Origin of the sequence: Saccharopolyspora sp. NFXS83 (genome assembly GCF_026241095.1) — a bacterium.
Taxonomy (GTDB): Bacteria; Actinomycetota; Actinomycetes; order Mycobacteriales; family Pseudonocardiaceae; genus Saccharopolyspora_C.
The window spans coordinates 142,588-162,555 of record NZ_JAPFGB010000007.1; the positions used below are offsets into that span (position 1 = coordinate 142,588).

The 19,968-nt window shown below is 74.0% G+C and carries 14 protein-coding genes; 11 read left to right on the forward strand and 3 right to left on the reverse strand.

Annotated elements, in window-relative coordinates:
* Positions 1-86 precede the first annotated feature (86 nt).
* From OOZ19_RS10295 to OOZ19_RS10335, 9 genes are all read left to right on the forward strand, one after another.
* Positions 87-632 (forward strand): isochorismatase family protein, encoded by a 546-nt coding sequence (locus OOZ19_RS10295; RefSeq protein ID WP_266089832.1) that lies wholly within the window; start codon positions 87-89, stop codon positions 630-632.
* Complete coding sequence (locus OOZ19_RS10300; RefSeq protein WP_266089833.1) at positions 629-1,435, forward strand: hypothetical protein; 807 nt, start codon at positions 629-631, stop codon at positions 1,433-1,435. The genes OOZ19_RS10295 and OOZ19_RS10300 overlap by 4 nt, the downstream gene beginning before the upstream one ends.
* On the forward strand, positions 1,432-1,704 hold the full coding sequence (locus tag OOZ19_RS10305) for an acyl carrier protein (protein WP_266089834.1): 273 nt from the start codon (positions 1,432-1,434) through the stop codon (positions 1,702-1,704). The genes OOZ19_RS10300 and OOZ19_RS10305 overlap by 4 nt, the downstream gene beginning before the upstream one ends.
* Positions 1,698-3,026, forward strand: a complete 1,329-nt coding sequence (gene glyA, locus OOZ19_RS10310) for a serine hydroxymethyltransferase (protein ID WP_266089835.1) — start codon at positions 1,698-1,700, stop codon at positions 3,024-3,026. Before OOZ19_RS10305 ends, glyA begins: the two co-directional genes overlap by 7 nt.
* Complete coding sequence (locus OOZ19_RS10315; RefSeq protein ID WP_266089954.1) at positions 3,026-5,488, forward strand: non-ribosomal peptide synthetase; 2,463 nt, start codon at positions 3,026-3,028, stop codon at positions 5,486-5,488. Before glyA ends, OOZ19_RS10315 begins: the two co-directional genes overlap by 1 nt.
* On the forward strand, positions 5,485-6,726 hold the full coding sequence (locus OOZ19_RS10320; RefSeq protein ID WP_266089836.1) for a class I SAM-dependent methyltransferase: 1,242 nt from the start codon (positions 5,485-5,487) through the stop codon (positions 6,724-6,726). Before OOZ19_RS10315 ends, OOZ19_RS10320 begins: the two co-directional genes overlap by 4 nt.
* Positions 6,723-7,535 carry a hypothetical protein gene (locus OOZ19_RS10325; protein WP_266089837.1) on the forward strand — a complete coding sequence of 271 codons (813 nt, stop codon included), beginning with the start codon at positions 6,723-6,725 and terminating at the stop codon, positions 7,533-7,535. Before OOZ19_RS10320 ends, OOZ19_RS10325 begins: the two co-directional genes overlap by 4 nt.
* A gap of 62 nt (positions 7,536-7,597) precedes the next feature.
* On the forward strand, positions 7,598-12,694 hold the full coding sequence (locus OOZ19_RS10330) for a non-ribosomal peptide synthetase (RefSeq protein ID WP_266089838.1): 5,097 nt from the start codon (positions 7,598-7,600) through the stop codon (positions 12,692-12,694).
* Positions 12,691-13,773, forward strand: a complete 1,083-nt coding sequence (locus OOZ19_RS10335) for a cytochrome P450 (RefSeq protein ID WP_266089839.1) — start codon at positions 12,691-12,693, stop codon at positions 13,771-13,773. The genes OOZ19_RS10330 and OOZ19_RS10335 overlap by 4 nt, the downstream gene beginning before the upstream one ends.
* A gap of 489 nt (positions 13,774-14,262) precedes the next feature.
* On the opposite strand, the gene OOZ19_RS10340 is transcribed toward OOZ19_RS10335, so the two are convergent.
* Positions 14,263-15,351 carry a hypothetical protein gene (locus OOZ19_RS10340; RefSeq protein WP_266089840.1) on the reverse strand — a complete coding sequence of 363 codons (1,089 nt, stop codon included), beginning with the start codon at positions 15,349-15,351 and terminating at the stop codon, positions 14,263-14,265.
* Positions 15,352-15,796: 445 nt separating this feature from the next.
* Between OOZ19_RS10340 and OOZ19_RS10345 the strand changes: the two genes are divergently transcribed.
* Together OOZ19_RS10345 and OOZ19_RS10350 are read left to right on the forward strand one after the other, a co-directional pair.
* Positions 15,797-17,395, forward strand: a complete 1,599-nt coding sequence (locus OOZ19_RS10345) for an ABC-F family ATP-binding cassette domain-containing protein (protein ID WP_266089841.1) — start codon at positions 15,797-15,799, stop codon at positions 17,393-17,395.
* 105 nt (positions 17,396-17,500) lie between these two features.
* Positions 17,501-17,986: a hypothetical protein gene (locus tag OOZ19_RS10350; RefSeq protein ID WP_266089842.1), complete on the forward strand. Its 486-nt coding sequence runs from the start codon at positions 17,501-17,503 to the stop codon at positions 17,984-17,986.
* Between the two features lie 67 nt (positions 17,987-18,053).
* On the opposite strand, the gene OOZ19_RS10355 is transcribed toward OOZ19_RS10350, so the two are convergent.
* Entirely contained in the window at positions 18,054-18,980 is a 927-nt protein-coding gene (locus OOZ19_RS10355) for an SAM-dependent methyltransferase (protein WP_266089843.1), read from the reverse strand.
* Entirely contained in the window at positions 18,980-19,951 is a 972-nt protein-coding gene (locus OOZ19_RS10360; RefSeq protein ID WP_266089844.1) for a diiron oxygenase, read from the reverse strand. Before OOZ19_RS10360 ends, OOZ19_RS10355 begins: the two co-directional genes overlap by 1 nt.
* Positions 19,952-19,968: the final 17 nt, after the last annotated feature.

Below are 19,968 nucleotides of genomic sequence, written 5' to 3' on the forward strand. Positions count from 1 at the left end.
TCGCTCGGCTGGATGAGTCGACGCTGAAATAGCTTTCGGTGCCGTTTGTTTGACGCGGGATCCGCGACGCGAACGGGAGGTGTCTCGTGCAATTCGGAGGGGCGCTGGTGATCGTGGACGTCCAGGCGGAGTACATGGAATCGGCGTTCAACGGGGCCGCCACGGTCCGGGTGCTGACCGGCCTCCGCGATCGAGCGGTGCAGGCCGGGGTCCCGGTGGTGCAGATCCAGCACCGCGAACCGGGCTTCGGTCCGGGCCTGCCGGGATGGGAGCTCGCGATCCCACCGGCCCGCTCGGAGCGGGTCCTGGTCAAGGACGCACCGGACGCGTTCGTCGGCACCGGTCTCGCCGAGCTGCTGCGCGCGGAGAGCGCGGGCACGCTGGTGATCGGCGGGTTCAGCACCGAGTACTGCGTGGATTCCACGGTTCGCGCCGCGTTGAGCAACGCGTTCGACGTGATCGTTCCCGGCGACGGGCACACCAGCGGCACGACCGGCGGGGTGCTGCCCCCGGCCCAGGTCATCGCCCACCACAACCACGTGTTCCCCGGCCTGTCCGCGGCGTCCCGCTGCCGCGTGGCCCCGGCGGCGGAGATCGACCTCGGTGCCGTCCGGGCGGAGCACCTCCGATGAGCCCGGCCTGGAACGTGCTGCGCGACGGGCCCGGCTCCGAAATCATCCTGGCCTGCGACTTCGCCACGGCGGGACGGCGCATCGCGACGTTCGCCGAACTCGTCGCGCTGACCGGTGACGGGCCGACCGCATGGGAGAGCGCACCGGCGCCTCCAGCGGACTCGCTGGACGGCGACGCCCAAGTGCAGCGCTGGGCCGATGCCGTCCGCGCGAGCGGGCGTCCGGTCCGCGCGGTGCTGGGGTTCTGCACCGGGGCGGTGTACGCCGCCGCGCTGGCCGCGGAGATCTCCCGGTGGCAGCCGACCCGGTTGATCCTGCTCGACCCCGAACCCGGTGACGCGCGCCCGATGCTGGCGTTCCACCGCGAGGTCGTCTGCCGGTTCGCCGCGCTCGCACCCCCCGGCTCCGAGGACACCCTCGCCGCCGCCGAAGCCGCGGCGGCCGAGACCGCCCTGACGCCCTTGGCCGAGCGGCTCGTGGCGCTGTGCGCCCAGGTCGTGGAACCGGCGTGCGCGAACGCCGGGCTCGGTGCCGCCCGCACCGCCGAATACCTCGACGTCGCCGCGTCCTACCTGCACTGGCTGGCCGGCGCCGGTTCGTTGGATCCGCGACCGTCCTGGGCGACGGCCTCGGCGATCAACTCGTCGACGCCGGGCTCGGGCCTGCTCCGCGTCTCGCCCGCCGAGCGGGCCGGGCTCGTCGCCGACGCCGTCCACCTCGACGTCTCCCACGAGGACCTGATGCGCACGCCGGAGGCGGCGCGCATCGCCGCACGACTGGTGAGCGAGAAGGAGCCGACATGACCGAGGACCCCGTGTCCGTTCTGCTGGCGCTGTGGCGGGAGACGCTCGCCCACGACGACCTCGACGCCGACTCCAACTTCTTCGTCCACGGCGGGCATTCGCTGCTCGGGCTGGTCATGCTCGAGCGCGTCGAGGAGCTCACCGGCGCCGACCTGCCGCTGGCCGCGCTGTTCGAGTGCCCCACCCCGGCTCGGCTGGGTGAGCGGGTGCGGGCCGCGACGGCGGGTGAACCCGCCGACCCCGTCCCGACGCGGGACTCGCCGTGCTGAGCGCGGGCACCACCCGGTTGCGCGTCGAGGACCCGGAACTGGCCGGGCTGCTCGACGACGAACTGACCCGCCAGGACGAGGCGCTGTCGCTGGTCGCCTCGGCCGGTGTCGCGGACGCCTCGGTGCTGGCCGCCGGGGCGGCGGCGCTGTCGGACGTGACCGCCGAGGGCTATCCCGGTTCCCGCTTCCACCCGGGGGCCGAGCGGTTCGACGCGGTCGAGCGGCTGGCCGCCGCGCGGGCCCGCGCGGCGTTCGGGGCGAGCCACGCCAACGTCCAGCCGCACTCGTGCTCCGCGGCCAACCTCGCCGTGCTGACCGCGCTGCTGCCGGTCGGCGGCGTCCTGTTGGGACTGCGCCTCGACGCGGGCGGTCATCTCACCCACGGGGCCCCGGCGTCGGTCACTGGGCGCTGGTTCCGGCCGGTGTCCTACGGGGTCGGGGACGACGGGCTCATCGACTACGCCGCGGTCGCCCGGGTGGCGCGCGAGCACCGCCCCGGCGTGATCGTGGCCGGGGCCAGCGCACATCCGCGCCGGCTCGACCACGTGGGGTTCCGGGAGATCGCCGACGAGGTCGGTGCCTACCTGCTCGCGGACGTCTCGCACGTCGCCGGGTTGGTGGCGGCCGGGCTGCACCCGAATCCGATCGACGTCGCGCACGTCACCACGATGAGCACCTACAAGCAGCTCGACGGCCCGCGGGGCGGCCTGATCCTGCTCGGCCGCGAGCACGATCACCCCGGCCCCGACGGCACTCCGCTGGCCCGGCTGATCGACCGAGCGGTGTTCCCCGGCACGCAGGGCACCCCGGCTCCGGCGGCGATCGCGGCGAAAGCCCGTGCTCTCGACCGGGTGCGCGAGCCGGAGTTCGAGCGCACCGCGCGGCTCGTGCTCGACGACGCGGCGGCGCTCGCCACGGCCCTGCGGGGGCACGGGTACCGGTTGCTCACCGGCGGCACCGATACCCACATGGTCGTGCTCGACCTGCGCCCCGGCGGGCCGTCCGGGCTGGTGGCCGAACGCGCGCTGGAGGAGTGCGGCATCCTCGCCAACCGCAATTCCGTGCCCGGCGACACCCGACCGCCCACGGTGACGAGCGGCCTGCGCCTCGGCACCAACGTGCTCGCCCGCCGCGGCATGGGACCGGCGGAGATGGCGCAGTGCGCCCGGCTGGTCGACCGCGTGCTGCGGTGCGTGGCCCCGGTCGATGCGACGCGGTACCGGCTCGACCCGGCGGTGCGCGCCGAAGTGCGCGCCGAGGTGCGGGAGTTGACCAGGTCCTTCCCCCTGCCCGGTCGGCCCGTGCCGGAGGGGGTCCGGTGATGGAGCGGGATCCCGGCCGCACCGCGGCCTGCGCCGGTCCGGTTCCCGGTGGATCAGCCGTCCAGGAGCCCGGTGCCGACGCGGGGGCGACCGCCGTCCGGTTCCCGGCCGACCGGCGTCGCGACCCGGACGCCCCGCGCGTCGACGGCCACGAACCGGCCCGTCCGCTGCCCGCCGAAGCGGTCCGGGAGCTGGCCCGAGCCACAGGTGCCGGTACCGGCGCCGTGCTCCTCGCCGCGACCGCGGCCCTGCTGGCGCGCTGCACCGGCTACGGCCACCGGGCGTTCACCCTGCACCGCCCGGGGAACCCGTCGCGGGTGGTCGCCGTCGAGGTCGGTGCGGAACTGCCGTTCACGGCCCTGGTCGCCCGCGTCTCCGCCGAGCAGGAGCCGGTGGTCGCGGCACCGCCCGGCACGGGCGTGGCGGTGCTGGCGCCCGACGCGCAGTGGCCCGGCACCACCGACGAACTGTGCTTGCGCCTGATCGACGGCGCGTGCCCGCAGGCCGCGGTGGACTACGACGCCGCCGTGTTCGCCGCCCCGACCGCGCGCCGACTCGTGGAACAGCTCGCGACCCTGCTCGACGGCGCGGCTGCCGCCCCCGGCACCCCGGTGTCCGCGCTGCCGGTGTCGTCGGCCGACGAGCTGCACGCGATGCTCGTGGCCTGGAACGACACCCGTACCGCCCTGCCGCTGCCCGGCCCGACGCTGCACGAAGCCGTGGCCGCCAGGGCACGCCAGGACCCGGAGGCCACCGTGGCCGTCGACGGTGATCGGCGGGTCACCCGCGGCGAGCTCGACGCCGCGGCCGACCGCGCGGCCTCGAGACTGCGCGCCGCAGGCGTGCGCCGGGGCGTGCGCGTGGGCGTGTGCCTGCACCGCTCGCTGGAGCTGCTGGTCGCGGTGCTCGGGGTGCTGCGCGCCGGGGGCGCCTACGTGCCGCTCGACCCGGCGCACCCGCAGGCCAGGCTGCGCTCGGCGCTGGAAGGCGCGGGCTGTGCCGCCGTCGTCACCGGGGACGGCACGGTTGGGCTTCCCGGTTCGGCCGCGGTCCCCGAGGTCCGCCTCGACCCCGGCACCGAGCACGATCCGGCCGGCGCCGGCGGAACCGAACCGGAAGACCCCTGCTACGTCATCCACACGTCCGGCACCACCGGCAGCCCCAAGGGGATCGAGCTGCGCCACGCGGGCGTGCTCAACAACCTCGTCGACCTCGGCACCCGCTTCGGCATCGGGCCGGACGACTCCGTGCTGGCGCTGTCCGCGCCGGGCTTCGACATGTCGGTGTTCGAGTTCATCGGCCTGCCGGTGGCCGGTGGCGCGGTGGTGCTGCCCGAACCCGAGCGTGCCGGGGATCCCGCGCACTGGGTCGAACTCGTGCTGCGGCACCGGATCACGGTGTGGAACTCCGCACCGGCGCTGCTCGAACGGCTCGTGGAGCGGGCCGAACAGACCGGCACCCGCCTGGACTCGCTGCGGCTGGCGCTGCTCGGCGGGGACTGGGTCGGCACCGACCTGCCCGCCCGGCTGCACGCCCTCGCACCGGGGCTGCGGTTCGTCGCGCTCGGCGGCGCGACCGAGGCGTCGATCCACTCCACGGTGCACGAAGTTCCCGACTCCGGACCGGATCCCGGCCGGGCGAGCATCCCCTACGGCCGTCCGATGGCGAACCAGCGCGCCTACCTGCTCGACGAGCGGCGCCGCCCGGTTCCCGCCGGGGTGCCGGGAGAACTGCACCTGGCCGGGGCGGGTCTGGCCACCGGCTACGTCGGCGACGACGAGCGCACCGCCGATCGCTTCACCGACTGGTCCTTCGGCCCGGTCCGGCACGAGCGGCTCTACCGCACCGGCGACCGGGCGCGGCTGCACCCCGACGGAGAGCTGGAGCTGCTCGGCCGCATCGACGCCCAGCTCAAGATCGGCGGGGTGCGGATCGAACCCGCCGAGGTGGAGTCCGTCCTGCTCACCCATCCCGCCGTCGCCGCCTGCGCGGTGGCCGCGCCCGCCGGGAGGCTGACCGCGCACGTGGTGGCCCGCTCGGGCGGACCGGCTCCGGCGAGCGACGAGCTGCGGGCGCACGCCGCTCGGAGCCTGCCCGCGGCGTTCCTGCCCACCGCCTGGGCGTGGCCGACCGCGCTGCCGCTGAGCCCGAACGGCAAGGTCGACCGGCGGGCGCTGGCGGCGCCCGCACCCGACCCCACCGGCACCGGCGATCCGCCCCGCGACGAGTGGGAACGCCGGGTCGCGCAGGTGTGGCAGCAGGTGCTGGGCACGGGACCGCTCGGCCGCGACAGCGAATTCCACGCCTCCGGCGGCGATTCGCTCGCCGCGATGATCGTCGTGCAACGACTCGACCCCGACCTGCCCACCACCGAGCTCTACTCCGACCCCACCGTCCGCGGGTTGGCGCGGCGGCTTCGCGACCGCTCGACCCCGAACGCTCCCGGAGGGCCAGACGCATGACCGACCCCATCGGCACTCGTCCCGACCGCACCGATCCCACCGCCGAGGAGCGCATCCTCGCCCAGTGGACCGGCATCTACGACGCCGTCTACCGGCATGCCGGGGACCGCCCGGACCGGGACTTCGCGGGATTCCGCAGCGGCCTCAGCGGTGAGAACTACTCCGACGCCGAAGTGATCGAGTGGATCGACGGCACGGTCGCGCAGGTGCTGGCGCTGCGTCCGCGCAGCGTCCTCGACGTCGGCGCCGGGACCGGCTTGATCGCCCGCGGACTGCTGCCGCACGTGGACCGGTACGTGGGCACCGACATCTCGCCGCGCGGCGTGGACCGGCTCCGGTCCGGGCTCGGCGACAGGGCGGGCGCCGAGTTCGCGGTGCGCGACGCCGACGGGATCGGCGATCTCGGCTCGTTCGACGCCGTCGTGGTCAACTCGGTGATCCAGCACTTCCCCAGCGCCCGGTACCTGTGGCGGGCGCTGGCCCGGATGGCCGAGGTGAGCTCCCCGGCGGGTGCGGTGTTCATCGGGGACGTGCCCGGCCTGCACCTGCGCGACCTGCACCACCTGTGCGTGGTCGCGAACCGGCTGCGGGCCGCGTCGAAGGTCCCGAGCGCCGGGAACGTGCACGAGCAGCTGTCCGGTTCGGCCGCGCAGGACCGGGAGCTGGTCGTGCACCCCGATTTCTTCACCGCGTTCGCCGCCGAGCACGGCCTGTCGGCCGACATCCGGCTCAAGCCGGGCCGCCATCCGATCGAGATGAACCTGTTCCGCTACGACGTGCGGCTGCACCACCGCGCCGACGGCCTGCTCGACCCGGCCGAGGTCGAGCGCACGCCGTGGGACGGCGCCCCGGCCGGGGCGCTGGCCGAGCGTGCCGCCGCGACCTCGGCACCGATCGCGATCACCGGCATCCCGCGACCCGAGCTGACTCCGATCGCGGCGGCCCTGCACGGGCTGCGCGGGCTCGCCCCGGAAGCGCCCGTCGAACCCGCGTCGCTGCCGACCGGATCCGGCGCCGACGCACCCGGCACCGGGGTGCACCCGGCCGACGTGGTCGACGCCGCCGCCGCGCTGGGACGGGCCTGCTTCGCGACGCCGTCGGCGGCCGACCCGACGGCCTACGACGCGGTGTTCGCCGGGACCGCGCAAGCCCGTGGCCTGGCCGTGCCGCCCTCCCCTGCCGCGGACCGGCCGCTGACCACCGGGCCGTCGCCGCTGACACCGGCGGGTGGCCGGTGACGCCGCGCGTGCACGCGGTCCTGCGGGCGGGCGGTGACGGGCTCGTCGTCGCGGCGGACTTCGCGATGGCGGGGCGTCCCGCGGCGGACTTCACCGAACTCGTGGCGGGTCTGAGCACCGCGCACACCGTGTGGGAGACCCTGCCTCCCCCCGGCGGACCGACCGCCGGGACGCGCGGGCAGGACCACGTCGAGACCTGGGTCGCCGAGATCCGGGCCGCCGGGCGCCCGGTGCGCGCGGTGCTCGGGTTCTGCAGCGGCAGCGTCTACGCCGGTGCGATGCACCGCGAGATCTCCCGCTTCCAGGACCCGCCGGAGCTGGTGCTGTTCGACCCCGACCGGGCCGACCGCGCGATGGTCATCGACTACTTCGCCGAACTGGCCACGACCCGGTTGTCCGCGCTGCTCACCGCGGACAAGGTGGAGGAGGCGGTCCGGGCCGGGCGCGCCGTCGACGCCGCCGCGGCCGGGCCGTTGGAGCTGGCCGCCGGGCTCGGCGCGCTGTGCGCGGAGATCCTGCCGCCCGCCTGCCTGCGAGCCGGCCTCACCGGGCGGCGCAGCACCGAGCTCGCCGACGTCCTCGCCGCGTACCTGCACTGGCTCGCCGCCGCCGCCGAGTTCGACGTGCGGCCCCTGTGGTCGTCGGCGACCGCGCTGAACTCGGCCACCGACGGATACGGCCTCGACGCGTTCCCCGCCGCCGAGCGACCCGGGCTGGTCGGGCGGGTCGTGCAGTGCGAGGCCCCGTACCAGGACCTGCTGCGCGCGCCGGGAACGGCGCGCCTGGTCGACGACCTGCTACCGCGCTGACCGACGCCGCCGACCGACCCGCGTCCCCCACATCGGGCCGCCCGCCAGCCGAAGGAGCCGCCATGGACGTCACGTCGTCGCCGCGGGACACCGTTCGCCAGCAGACCGCGCCGGACTCGCTGCCCCTGACCGCCGGGCAGCACGAGGTGTGGCTGCTGCACCGGCTCGACGGCTCCGGTGCCCGCTGCCGCACCGGGGCGAGCACCCGCATCGACGGCCCGCTCGACGTCGCGCTGCTCGAACGGAGCCTGCACCGGGTCGTCGACGAGACCGAGGCGCTGCGGATCCGCCTCGTCGAGGACGGCGACTCGGTCGCCCAGACCGTCGGCGCCCGCCCCGGGGCGGTGCTGGAGGTGGTGGACCTCGGCGCGGACGCCACCACCGCCGACGCCCACCGGGGCATCGAGGACCGGCTCGCGGTGCCGATGGATCCCACCCGCGGTGAGGTCTTCTTCGCCGTGCTGTTCCGCCTCGGGCCGGACCACCACCACCTCTACTTGGACTTCCACCACGTGGCCTCCGACGCCACCGGGATGACGCTGGTGCTGCGGCGGCTCGCGGAGATCTACACCGACCTCGCCGACGGCGGGGCGGTGCGCGCCGGTCGAGGCGGGTCGCTGGCCGAGCTCGTCGCCGCCGACGCCGCGTACCGCACTTCGGAGCAGCACGGTCAGGACCGCCGGTACTGGCTCGACCGGCTCGCCGTGCTGCCGTCGCTGCCCGAACCCGACCCCGCCGTCGGGGTCTCCTACTCCCGGCACGTGCTCGGCTCCGACGTCATCGGGAGGCTGCGGGGCGTCACCTCGACGCTGCGGGTGCGCCGCACCGCGGTGCTGCTCGCGGCGGTGGGGCTGCTCGTGCACCGCCTCACCGGCCGCGACGTCGTCGGGGTGGGGCTGGCGGTGGCCGCCCGCACTCCCGAGCAGGCCGAGACGCCGGGGATGGTGTCGAACATCGTTCCGGTCGCGCTCGACCTCGACGGTGTCCACGACGTCGCCGAGCTCGTCGCGCTGGCCCAGTCCGAACTGGTCGCCGCACTGGAGCACCAGCGCTACCGCGGCGAGCAGGTGGTGCGCGACGGCGGTGGGCGCGGGCGGCTGTCCGGCCGGGTCGACGCCCAGCTCAACGTGCTGCCTCCCGTCGTCGACGTCGCGTTCGGGCCGTGCCTGGCCCGCGAGGACCGCGGCGTCATGAGCGCGGTCGACGTCCCCTCGTTCTGGGGCCGGATGGTGTCGTCGGACGAGATGCTGCTGGAGACGCTCACCGGGCCGGGCACCGACCGCACCCGCACCAGCGCCGACCTCGGCACGCTGCTCTCCCGGGTGCTCGACGTCGTCGGCGACCCGGCGGCCTCGACCCGGCCGCTGGCGGAGATCGGCCTGACCACTCCGCAGGAGCACGCCCGGTTCACCGCCCCGCCCGCGCCGCGGCCGGTGGGTCCGGCCCGGACGCTGACCGCCGCGTTCGACGAGGTCGCGGCAGCTCACCCGGACGCGATCGCCGTGGTGTGCGACGGCGTCGCGACCTCCTACCGCGAACTCGACCGCGCCGCGCACGCCCTCGCGGATCGGCTGGCCCGGCTCGGCGCCGGTCCGGGGCGGCGGGTCGCGGTCGTCGTCCCCCGATCGGCGGGCATGGTGGCCGCGGCGCTGGCCGTGGTCCGCTGCGGTGCGGCGTACCTGCCCGTCGAGCCGGGCGGACCGCCGTCGCGGTGGGAGTTCGTCTGCGCCGACGCCGCGCCCGTGGCCGTGGTGACGACCGATCCCGGCCACGTCGGCCCGGATCTCCCGGCGGTGGTGATCGATCCGGTGGGCCACCCGGTCGACCCGGCCCCGTCCGGCCCCGGCGTCATGCTCGCACCACCGGGCGTGGACGACCCGGTGTACGTCATCTACACCTCGGGATCCACCGGCGCCCCGAAGGGCGTCGTCACCACCCACCGCAACGTCCTCGACCTGCTCGACGCCGCGAGCGGCTGGTTCCCGGTCGGGCCGGGCACGGTGTGGGCGTCGACCCATTCGTTCGCGTTCGACTTCGCCGTCTGGGAAGTCTGGGGCGCGCTGCTGACCGGCGGGCAGGTCGTGCTGGCCACCGACACCGAGCGGCGCGACCCGGCGCTGCTGCTCGCCCTGCTCGCGAAGGAGGGCGTGCAGGTGCTCAGCCAGACCCCGACCGCGCTGGCCGCGCTGCTGGACGCCGCGGCACACGGTCCGGAAGCGGCGGAGCTCGCCTGGGTGCTGGTCGGCGGCGAGGCCCTCGACCGGGATCTGGTGTCGCGCTGGTTCGCCCGGCCGCCCGGCCCCGGCGCACGGCTGTGGAACGTCTACGGCATCACCGAGACCACCGTGTTCGTCAGCGGCCAGGAGATCACCCGCACCGAGGCCGACGGCACCGGGCCGCTGCCGATCGGGTCGGTGCTGCCGCACCTGCACGGCCACGTCCTCGACGGCGAGGGCCGTCCCGTGCCGCCGGGCGTGGCCGGTGAGCTGCACGTGGCCGGGACCGGCGTCGCCGCGGGCTACCTGAACCGCCCGGAGCTGACCGACGCCCGGTTCGTCGCCGACCCGTTCGCCGCCGACGGCAGCCGGATGTACCGCAGCGGCGACGTGGTGCGCCGGCGCGCCACCGGCGAGCTGGAGCACCTCGGCCGCGACGACGACCAGGTGCAGCTGCGCGGCCACCGCGTCGAGCTCGGCGAGATCGAGGCGGCGCTGATGGCCCACCCCCGGGTGTCGCGGGCGGCGGTGGCGGTGCACGGCGATCGCGGCGCCGACGCCCGCCTGATCGGCTACGTCGTCGAGCACCGCACGGCCGCCGACCCGGACGCGCACACCGGCGGCTGGCAGCGCATGTTCGACGGGCTCTACGACAGTTCCGCGCCCGGGCACGCCGAGGCCTTCCACGGCTGGTCCGACAGCGTTGACCGCAGTGCGATCCCGGTGCGGGAGATGCGGAGCTGGCGCGACGGGATCGTCGCCCGGATCCGCGCGCTCCGACCGCGCCACCTGCTCGAAGTCGGCGTCGGCGAGGGTTTGCTGCTGACCGAGCTGGCCCCGGACTGCGACGGCTACTGGGCCACCGACATCTCCGCCGCCGCGCTGGACCTGGTGGCCCGGCGTTGCGCCGACCGGCCGGAGATCACCGACAAGCTGGTGCTGCGCTGCCAGCCCGCGCACGACGTCTCGGGCCTGCCGGCGGGACGGTTCGACACGATCGTCGTCAACTCCGTGGTGCAGTACCTGCCCGACGCCGAGCACCTCGCTCAGGTGCTGCACGGGCTGACCGCGCTGCTCGCTCCCGGTGGCCGGATCGTGGTCGGTGACGTGCGCCGGTGGGGGCTGGCCCCGTTGTTCCACGACGCGCTCGCGGTTCGCCGGGCCGCCGACACCGACGAGCCCACCCCGTCGGACGCGGAACTGGCGGCGGTGGCCGACCGCGCCCGCGCCGCCGAGTCGGAGCTGCTGGTCGAACCGGCCTGGTTCGAGCGGTTCGTGTCGGCGAGCCCGACGCTGACCCGCGCCGAAAGCGCGCTGCAGCACAGCGGCACCACCGAGATGGGCCGCTACCGCTACGACGTGGTGCTCTCCACCGACGACGAGCCCCGCGACCCGGATCCGGTGCTGCTGCGGTGGGGTGCCGACGTCGACGGGCCCGCCTCCTTCCGGGCGGCGCTGCACGATTCCGGCGCACCGTCGGTGGTGCTGCGCGGCGTTCCCAACGGGCGCTTGGCCGCCGATCTCGCCCGCACCGCCGGGGTGCGGGCGGCTCGCGCTCGGACCGATCCCGTCCCGCCGGACCGACGTGACCCGGTTGAGCCCGTCGAGCTGCTCACCGCGGCGCAAGCGTGCGGATACCAGGGGCGGGTGGACTTCTCGGCGGACGACGCGCACGCGGTCGACGTGCTCGTGCACCGCGAGGGGAACCCGCCGCCCGCCTCGGTGCTCGCCGGGACGAGCGCGACGGCGAACACCCCGGTCGCCCCGCACTCGGCCGAGCTGGGCGCCGGGCTCCGCGAACAGCTGCGCGGCCGGCTGCCCGGCTACATGGTTCCGGCGCAGATCGTCACCGTGCCCGAGCTGCCCCGCTCCGAGAACGGCAAGCTCGACCGGGATCGGCTTCCGTCGCCGGAACCGGTGGCACCGGCTCGGCGTCCCGCGACCGGCGGGGTCGAAGGCACCTTGTGCCGCTTGTTCGCCGAAGTGCTCGGGCGTTCCGAAGTCGGGCCGGAGCAGAGCTTCTTCGACCTGGGCGGGCACTCCCTGATGGCCGCGACGCTGGTGGGGCGCATCCGCGACGAACTCGGCGTCGGACTCGGCGTCCGGTCCCTGTTCGGCGCGCCCACCGCCGCCGGGGTGGCCCGGCTGGTCACCGGGGTGCAAGGCCGCGCCGAGGACGGGGCGACGCGGCGGCTGCTGACGCTGCGCCCCGGCGACGGCGGGCGCCCGCTGTTCTGCCTGCATCCCGGCGGTGGGCTGTGCTGGTCCTACGCGCACCTGCTGCCGTACCTCGACCCCGCGATCCCGGTGCACGGCATCCAGTCCCCGCGCCTCGGCGACCCGGACGCCCCACCGCTGACCACGCCGGACCTGGTGCGCGACTACACGAGGCTGATCCGCGAGACCCAGCCGTCGGGCCCGTACCGCCTGCTCGGCTACTCGCTCGGCGGGCTGATCGCGTTCGCCGTGGCCTGCGCGCTGCAGGAGGACGGCGACGAGGTCGAGAGCCTGGTCCTGGTCGATTCGTACCCGCCGTCGCACGCCGCGGGCTACGAGCGCCCGGTCGACGAGTTCACCGACGACGAGGTCGCGGAGTTCCAGCGCAACGCGATCGGCAACCTCACCACCCTCGGCGCCGCACCGCTGACCGACGTCCGGCTCGACGACGAGGTCGTCGCGGGCCTGCGCCGCTGCATGGAGGACGCCGCCCCGATCGCGGCCACTTTCGGCGACCCGGTGTTCCGCGGCACCGTCGAGCACCTGCAGGCCGACCGCCCGCAGTACGGCCCGGTGCCGGACGGGCGTGCGCTGTGGCAGCCGCTGGTCGACGGAGAGGTCCGCGGCCACCTGTTCGACGTGGGGCACAACGAGATGATGCGCCCGCACTCGATGCTCACCGTCGGCCCGCGGATCGGCGAGATCCTGGAACGGGGGCGGCCGTGAACTTCCCGGGAGTGCGCTACGACGAGACGTTCGACTGCTGGGTGGTGACCGACCCCGAACTGGTCCGGCGCGCGCTGCGCGACCCCGCGCTGTCGGCGCAGACCTTGGAGGCGGCCACCGTCGCGTTCTTGCCGCCCGAGGTGCGCGCGGAGTGCGCGCCGCTGCTCGACACCTTGCGCCGCTGGTTCGTCACCCTCGACGGCGAGCCGCACCGGGAGCGGCGCCAGGCCGTGGCGCACCTGTTCGCGACCCGGCGCATCCGCGAGCTCGACGACGTCCTCACCGGGATCGCCGACGCCGCGGTCGGGCGGTGCGCCGCCGCCGGGGGCGGGGACGTGGTGCCCGCGATCGCCGACGTCGTCGCCGCGCGGGGGATCGCGGCAATGCTCGATCTCGACGGCGTGGCGCACGAACGCCTCAACGACTGGGCTCGGGCGGTGTCGGAGTTCCTGGCGACGTCCTACCGGCCGGACCGGGCTCGCGCCGCGCAGACCGCGCTCGACGAGATGGCGGCCTCGGTCCTCGCCGTGCCGGGCGCCATGCCCACCGTCGCGCCGGGCGACCCGGCCGAGCGCTTGGCGACGGCGTCGATGCTGCTGTTCGGCGGCATGGAGACGACGTCCGGGCTGGTGGGGTTCGCGCTGTGGTACCTCGTCGCCAACGGCCTGTCCGAGCGGGTCGCCGCCGACCCGTCGGGGGCCGAGGCCGACGCCGTCGTGGAGCGGGCGCTGGAGCTGTTCGCCCCGGTCGGGCACGTCGCGCGCCTCGCGCTGCGACCGGTTCGGCTCGGCGACGCCGAGATCCCGGCCGGGGCGCTGGTGATGGTCGCGCTGCACGGCGAGGACGTCCTCGCCGCGCCCGGCATGCCCACCCGGTGCCCGGCGCACGGCCCGGCCCGCCGCGATCACCTGGCGTTCGGCGGCGGACCGCACTTCTGCATCGGCGCCCCGCTGGCGCGGGCGATCGCCGGTTCGACGGTCACCGCGTTCGCCCGCGCACTGCCGGAGGTGGCGGTGCGCGAACTGCGCTGGCGGGACAACCCGACCTTCCGAGGCCCGGCGGCGCTCGTGCTGCGGTGAGCCGGCGGCGGGCGGCTCCCGAGGAATTCCGCACCGCCTGCGGAAGTCCGGTTCGACGACAGCGCGGGTAGTACGCCGGGCGTCGAGTCGTGGGCGGCGAGATCGACTGCTCCGAGGTGTCCGATGCGCGGCGGCAGCGGTCGGAGCTCTTCTTGCACTACCGCCAGGACGACGAGCGGTCAGCGCGGAGCGGGCCGTGGACATGACGACGTGGCACGACTACGCCGTCGAATGGACCCCGCAGCACGTCGTCGGCTACGTCGACGGGGTCGAGTTCTTCCGCTCCGAAGACCCGGCGACCATCCCGCCGCGCGCGATGCACCCCACATCCAGCTCGACTGGTTCCCCGACGGCGGCCCGCACGGCACCGGCGCGATGGAGGTGGACTGGATCCGGCAATACCGGTTGTGAGCCACCGAGGACTCCTCGACGGGTGAGGAGGCGTCCGCCCGGCCCCGCGCCGGGTGGCCCCTCCCGCTCTCCGCGAGGTCAGGCCCGCACCGGTCGCCAGCCCGCTTCGCCGCCACCGCACCAATCCCGGCCCACCGGTTCCGGCCGCGCGGCATCGGTCAGCCACCACGTCGCGTCCGGGTCCCAGCCCGCCAGCACCGAGGCGAGGTCGTCCTCGACGGGGACGGCGGCCCCGGCAGTCGCGAGGTACCCGGCCGCGGTGAGGTGCACCCCGTCGAATTCCCGCGCCACCGCCGCCCAGTCGGGCAGCACCCATCGCCCGTCCCGACCCGTGGCGCGGAACCAGTCGTGCCGTCGACCGGCCGTCACCTCCAGCGGATAGCGGCGGCAGAGCCACGCCCACGCCTCAGGACCGTCGATCTCGTGCACCGCCACGTCGGACGGGGTCGCCACGTCGCGGACCGCCGCGCGCTCCCAGCCCATCGAGTCCTCGACGAACCGCAGCCCCGCCGGACCGAGTTCGCCGAGGCGCCGCGTGGTCTGCAGCAGGTCGGAGAGCACCGGTGCCGACCACCACCGCCCGCTGACCGGGGCCCCGAGAGCGTGGTTCCGGTGTCGCGAACGGGCTTCGCCTTCGAGCTCGCCCGCCCGCCACCGAACCAGGTTCTCGGCCGCACGGCCGGAATGCACGCGTCCCGGCTGGTCGGTGAACTCGACCTGGCACTGCCCGGCCAGGTCGATCCCCGCCGTCCACCACCGCGCCGCCGCGCTCGCGGCGACCTCCGCGGCCACCCGCCCGAGCGGGCCGTGCAACTCCGGCGCCGCCGCCAGCACGTCCTCCCCGTCCGGCTCCTGCCAGTACCGCGCGTTGTCGACGGCCGCCGCCAGGGCCTCGGTCAGGTCGCGCTCGCCGGGCTCGCGCAGCGGCACCGCGGCCAGCAGCGCGGCGACCTCGCCGGGAGTCGGGTGCGGCCTGGGCAGATCGGCTCCGGGGCCGAAGAACACCCGCATCCGGCCGCTCTCCGGATCCGCGTCGTAGGCGGCGTAGAAGATCGCCCGGTGGAGGGCGACGCCTTCGGACGTCCCCTTCCCCCACACGCGCGCCAGTTCGAAGCACAGCCGACGCCCGCGCGGACCAGCGAGCAGCACGTGCGGCTCGAACGACATCGGTTCCCTCCTCCCGGATGCGGATCGCGTGCAGCGAACCACGTGAAAACCCTTCCCCGCCACGGAATTCCGGCAGTCGCACGGAGGGTGCGCGCCCGCCCTGGCCGAGCAGTCCGATGATGCTGCGCAGGTCCGGCAGCGGCGGACGGCGGTGCTGCCGGGTTCTTCCTCGTCGCGCCTCGCGGGTGCCGGTGGCGATCCGGACCGCCGAACGCCGACGGCTCGTCGGCCGCGTGCGGCACCGCGTTCGCGCAGGGCGGCCGGGTGCGGGCGCATTCCTCCCGCGGGTCGACGCGGCCGTTCACCGGCCCGGTCGGAAAAAATCGGTGCGAACGCGAGGCGCGGCGAGTTACAGTGCCCCCATGTCCAACTCCCGGATCTACTAGCTCACGGGCACACCACCGCAGTACCAGTGTGCCCTGAGTCAGATCCGGAGAGTACTTTCGTGATCACGGTTAGTGATGTTTCCGTGCGCGTCGGCGCACGCCTGCTGCTCGACCACGTCGACTTCCGCGTCTCCCCCGGCGACAAGATCGGGTTGGTCGGACGCAACGGGGCGGGCAAGACCACGCTCGCCACCGTCCTGTCCGGTGCCGCCGCTCCCGCTTCCGGCGCGGTCGAACGCACCGGCTCCGTCGGATATCTGCGGCAGGACTCCCACCCGGCGGGGTGCGGCGGAACCGCCGCCGAACGCATCCTGTCCACCCGCGGCATGGACGAAGCCGTCCGCGACATCCGTGCCGCCGAAGCGGCGATGGCCGAGGCCGACGGCGCCGCACTGGCGAAGGCGATGAACGCCTACGCGCGGGCCGAAGACCGGTTCCTCGCCCGGGGCGGCTACGCCGCGGAAGCGGACGCGGCTCAGCTGGCAGCACACCTCGGGTTAGGCGAGGACGTGCTCGAACAACGGTTGGACGCGCTCTCCGGCGGGCAGCGCAGGCGCGTCGAACTGGCCAGATTGCTGTTCGCCGGGCACGACACGCTGCTGCTCGACGAACCGACCAACCACCTCGACGCGGACTCCGTGGTCTGGCTGCGGCGATTCCTGTTGGACCACGCCGGTGGATTCGTGCTGATCAGCCACGACGTGGCCCTGCTCGAAGCGACGGTGAACCGGGTGTTCCACCTCGACGCGCAGCGCAGCACGATCGACGTCTACAACGTCGGCTGGGCCACCTACCGGGCCCAGCTCGAAACCGATGCCCGGCGGCGACGCCGCGAACGCCTCAACGCGCAGCGGAAGGCCGAGTCGCTGCGCGCGCAGGCCGCGAAGATGCAGAGCAACGTCAAAACCGCCGTCAGCGCCAAGAACATGGTGCGCAGGGCAGAACGGATGCTCGCCGAGGCCGAACCGGAACGCCGCGACGACAAGGTGGCCCGGCTTCGACTCCCCGATCCGCCACCGTGCGGCAGGACGCCGCTGACCGCGGACCGCGTCTCCAAGGGCTACGGCTCGCACGAGGTGTTCACCGGCGTCGACGTCGCCGTGGACCGGGGCGCCCGGATGGCGATCCTCGGTCTCAACGGCGCGGGGAAGACGACGTTGCTGCGCATCCTCGCCGGACGGGTGCACCCGGATTCCGGCCGAGTGCGCCACGGCGCCGGCGCGCGCGTCGGGTACTACGCGCAGGAGCACGAGACGCTCGACGGTGAGCGGACGGTGCTGGAGAACCTCACCGCCGCAGCCCCGCACCTCGAACACGGGGAGGCGCGGATGGTGCTCGGTTCCTTCCTGTTCTCCGGCGACGACGCGGGCAAACCGGCACGGGTGCTCTCCGGCGGGGAGAAGACCCGATTGGCACTGGCCGCGCTGGTGTGCTCCCGGTCGAACGTGCTGCTGCTCGACGAACCGACGAACAACCTCGATCCCGCTTCTCGCGCCGAGATCCTTCGCGCCATCGCGACCTACCGGGGTTCGATCGTGCTCGTCACCCACGACGACGGTGCCGTCGAAGCGCTGCGGCCGGAACGCGTCCTGCTGCTGCCGGACGGCACCGAAGACCTCTGGCACGACGAGTACCGCGACCTCGTCTCACTCGCCTGACCGATCCCGTTCCGAAGTGGACGATCCGGTCGCCGCCGCGCGCCCGGATGCCGTCGCCGGACGCGTTCTACCTCGATCCCCCCGTTCCCACTCCTCGGAGGACCGATGTCCCACTACCGGTTTTTCGCCCACGACGCCTCCCGCACGACCACGTGCGCCGCACCGCGCTGCACGACGCCCCGGCCGCTTGATTCCACCGCCCGCTGGAAGTTCTGCTCCACCGCGTGCAGGCAGGCGTCGTACCGGGCCCGCCACCGCGACGACGAGATCGACACGGCCGCCGCGGTGCAGGCCCTCGACGACGAGGTGGGCGACGCGATGCGGTCGCTGCTCGACGCCGTGCTGCGCGGACACCGCGAGCTCGGCGATCCGACTCGGCCGAAGACGGAGGCCGTGGCGGACCTCGTGGCACGTGCCCAGCGGGTCACCGACGCCGCGGTGACCCGCGACCGCGCGGCGGGGTTCTCCTGGGCGGATATCAGCTCCTGGCTGGGAATCACGTTCGCGACGGCGCGACGGCGCTACGGCCCGCGCACGGCGGAGAACCTCATCCGATTCCGCACCTCGACGCGTCAGGACACCGCGAGCTGAGCCCTGCGCCTGGTCGCCGAGATCGCCGCCGCGGGGCCCGGCACCCCCGGGCCCCGCGCGCACGACCTCAGAGCGGGCGGACCGCGGAGATGACGGGCAGCACGCCACCTTCGCTGTAGCCGACGTGCTCCACTTCGAGCCCGGCTTCGGCCAGCTGGGCCCGGGTGTCGGCTTCGGAGACGAAGTTCAGGTACTTCGCCTGGATGATGTCGCCGAACAACGCGAGCTCACGACGCAGATCGTGCTCGGCGATGCCGTAGCGCTCCCACTCCCCGGCCCGCTCCGGCGCCTCCCACGGCGGCGGGGGCGGTGGGGTGAGGAAGCTCAGCAGCAGCCGACCTCCCGGGCGCAGCGCCCGCGCGAAGTTGCGGTACAACTCGACCAGCCTGCCGGAATCCGGCTCGTACATGTTGAGCCCGTTGCTGACCAGCAGGTCGAATTCCGAGTCGATGCCGAGCTTCCACGCGTCGGCCAGCACCACGTCGGTCCGGTCGCCCAGCCCTCGGCTCTTCGCGTTCTCCACGGCCAGGGCCAGGGATTCCTCATCGATGTCGATGCCGACGAGCCGGGCTCCGGGAGCGTCGCCGTAGTCCTGGCGCACCAGATCGTCCATCACGCCGCACGGAACGGAGGCCAGCACCGCACCGTCGGTGATCGAGCGCGCGATCTCCGCCCGGAAGCGGTGGTAGCGCTCGCGGGCGCCGGAGAGCAACGATCGGTTCAGCAACCAGAACTCGGTGTCCGACTCGGTGGGGGTGCCCGGCTCGTAGCGGAAGATGTACGAGGTCCAGTAGCCGTTGAGCCCCTGGTTCCGCAGCAGGAAGCGCCCCAGCGGGAACTCCTGCAACCCGGCCAGCACTGCCAGCTCTTCGTCGAGGTCCAGGATCAGCCGATCCGTCGAGCGCAGGCGCTGCTCCACGGTGGCGGCCAGCTCGGACAGCGCGTCGGCGTCCTCCGAACCGGACCCGGGGCGGTGTGAAATCGTCGAGCTCATCAGATCTCCCAGCCGATCTTGCGGAAACTGGAGCGGACGGCGGGGTGTTCGAGCATCCCCGCCTTGCCGAAGGCGCGCAGCACGTTCTGCACGATCGGCATGTCCGTGGTGACGTCGAAACCCGCGTACAGCTCACCGATGGAGCGCTCCGCCTGTTCGCGGTCGCCGAGCACGCTTTCCAACAACTGCGCGTTGAACCGCTTCTCGGACTCCACCGACAGGTACAGCTTCACGAACTCCCCCATCAAGGAGCCGATGGCCTCGCGGAAGTCCTCGGACACCTCGGCCCACAGGTACTTCATCAGGTCGAGGAAGAAGGCGTAGTGCCGCGACTCGTCGTTCATGTGATCGTTGACGTAATAGCGGATGGACGGGTGCACGTCCTTGCTGTCGAAGAATTCGACGAGTTCCCGCACCAGCGTCGTCTCGAAGCAGCAGTTCGCCAGAATCTCGAACACGTCGTGGTACTGCGGTTCGAGGCGCTTCTTGATCTCGGCGACGGCGTGCTGCGAATCGGAGGTGGGGAAGTCGAACTCGCCCAGGTCGGGGTACTGCTCCCGCAGCTGCATGATGAGGTCTTGAGCGATGTAGACGTGGTAGTACTCGTCGATCACGATCGAGTACGTGTTGAGCTTGATCTCGGGCCCGAACTCGACCGGGAGGTCCGAGTAGAGGACCTTCGTGCAGGCCGAGACGATCTCCTTGATCTCCAGGTTCACGATGTCGTGCAGGTACTTGAAGAACGACTGGATGAGGATTCGTTCCTTCGCCTGCTCCCCCAGCGCCGCGACGTTCTCATCCAGCAGCAGCGGCTGGCGGTCCTCCGGGAAGAAGTACCCGGTCTGGGTGAAGTCGATCGTCTTGCGGGGCCGGGTGCGCACCGAGCCTCGCGCCTCCCAGCGGGCCACGTAGTCCGGCCCCAGGCTGCGCAGCCGCGTGTCGTGCGCGGCGGTCTCGTCGGTAGTGGTCATGGTTCACCTTTCTCGCA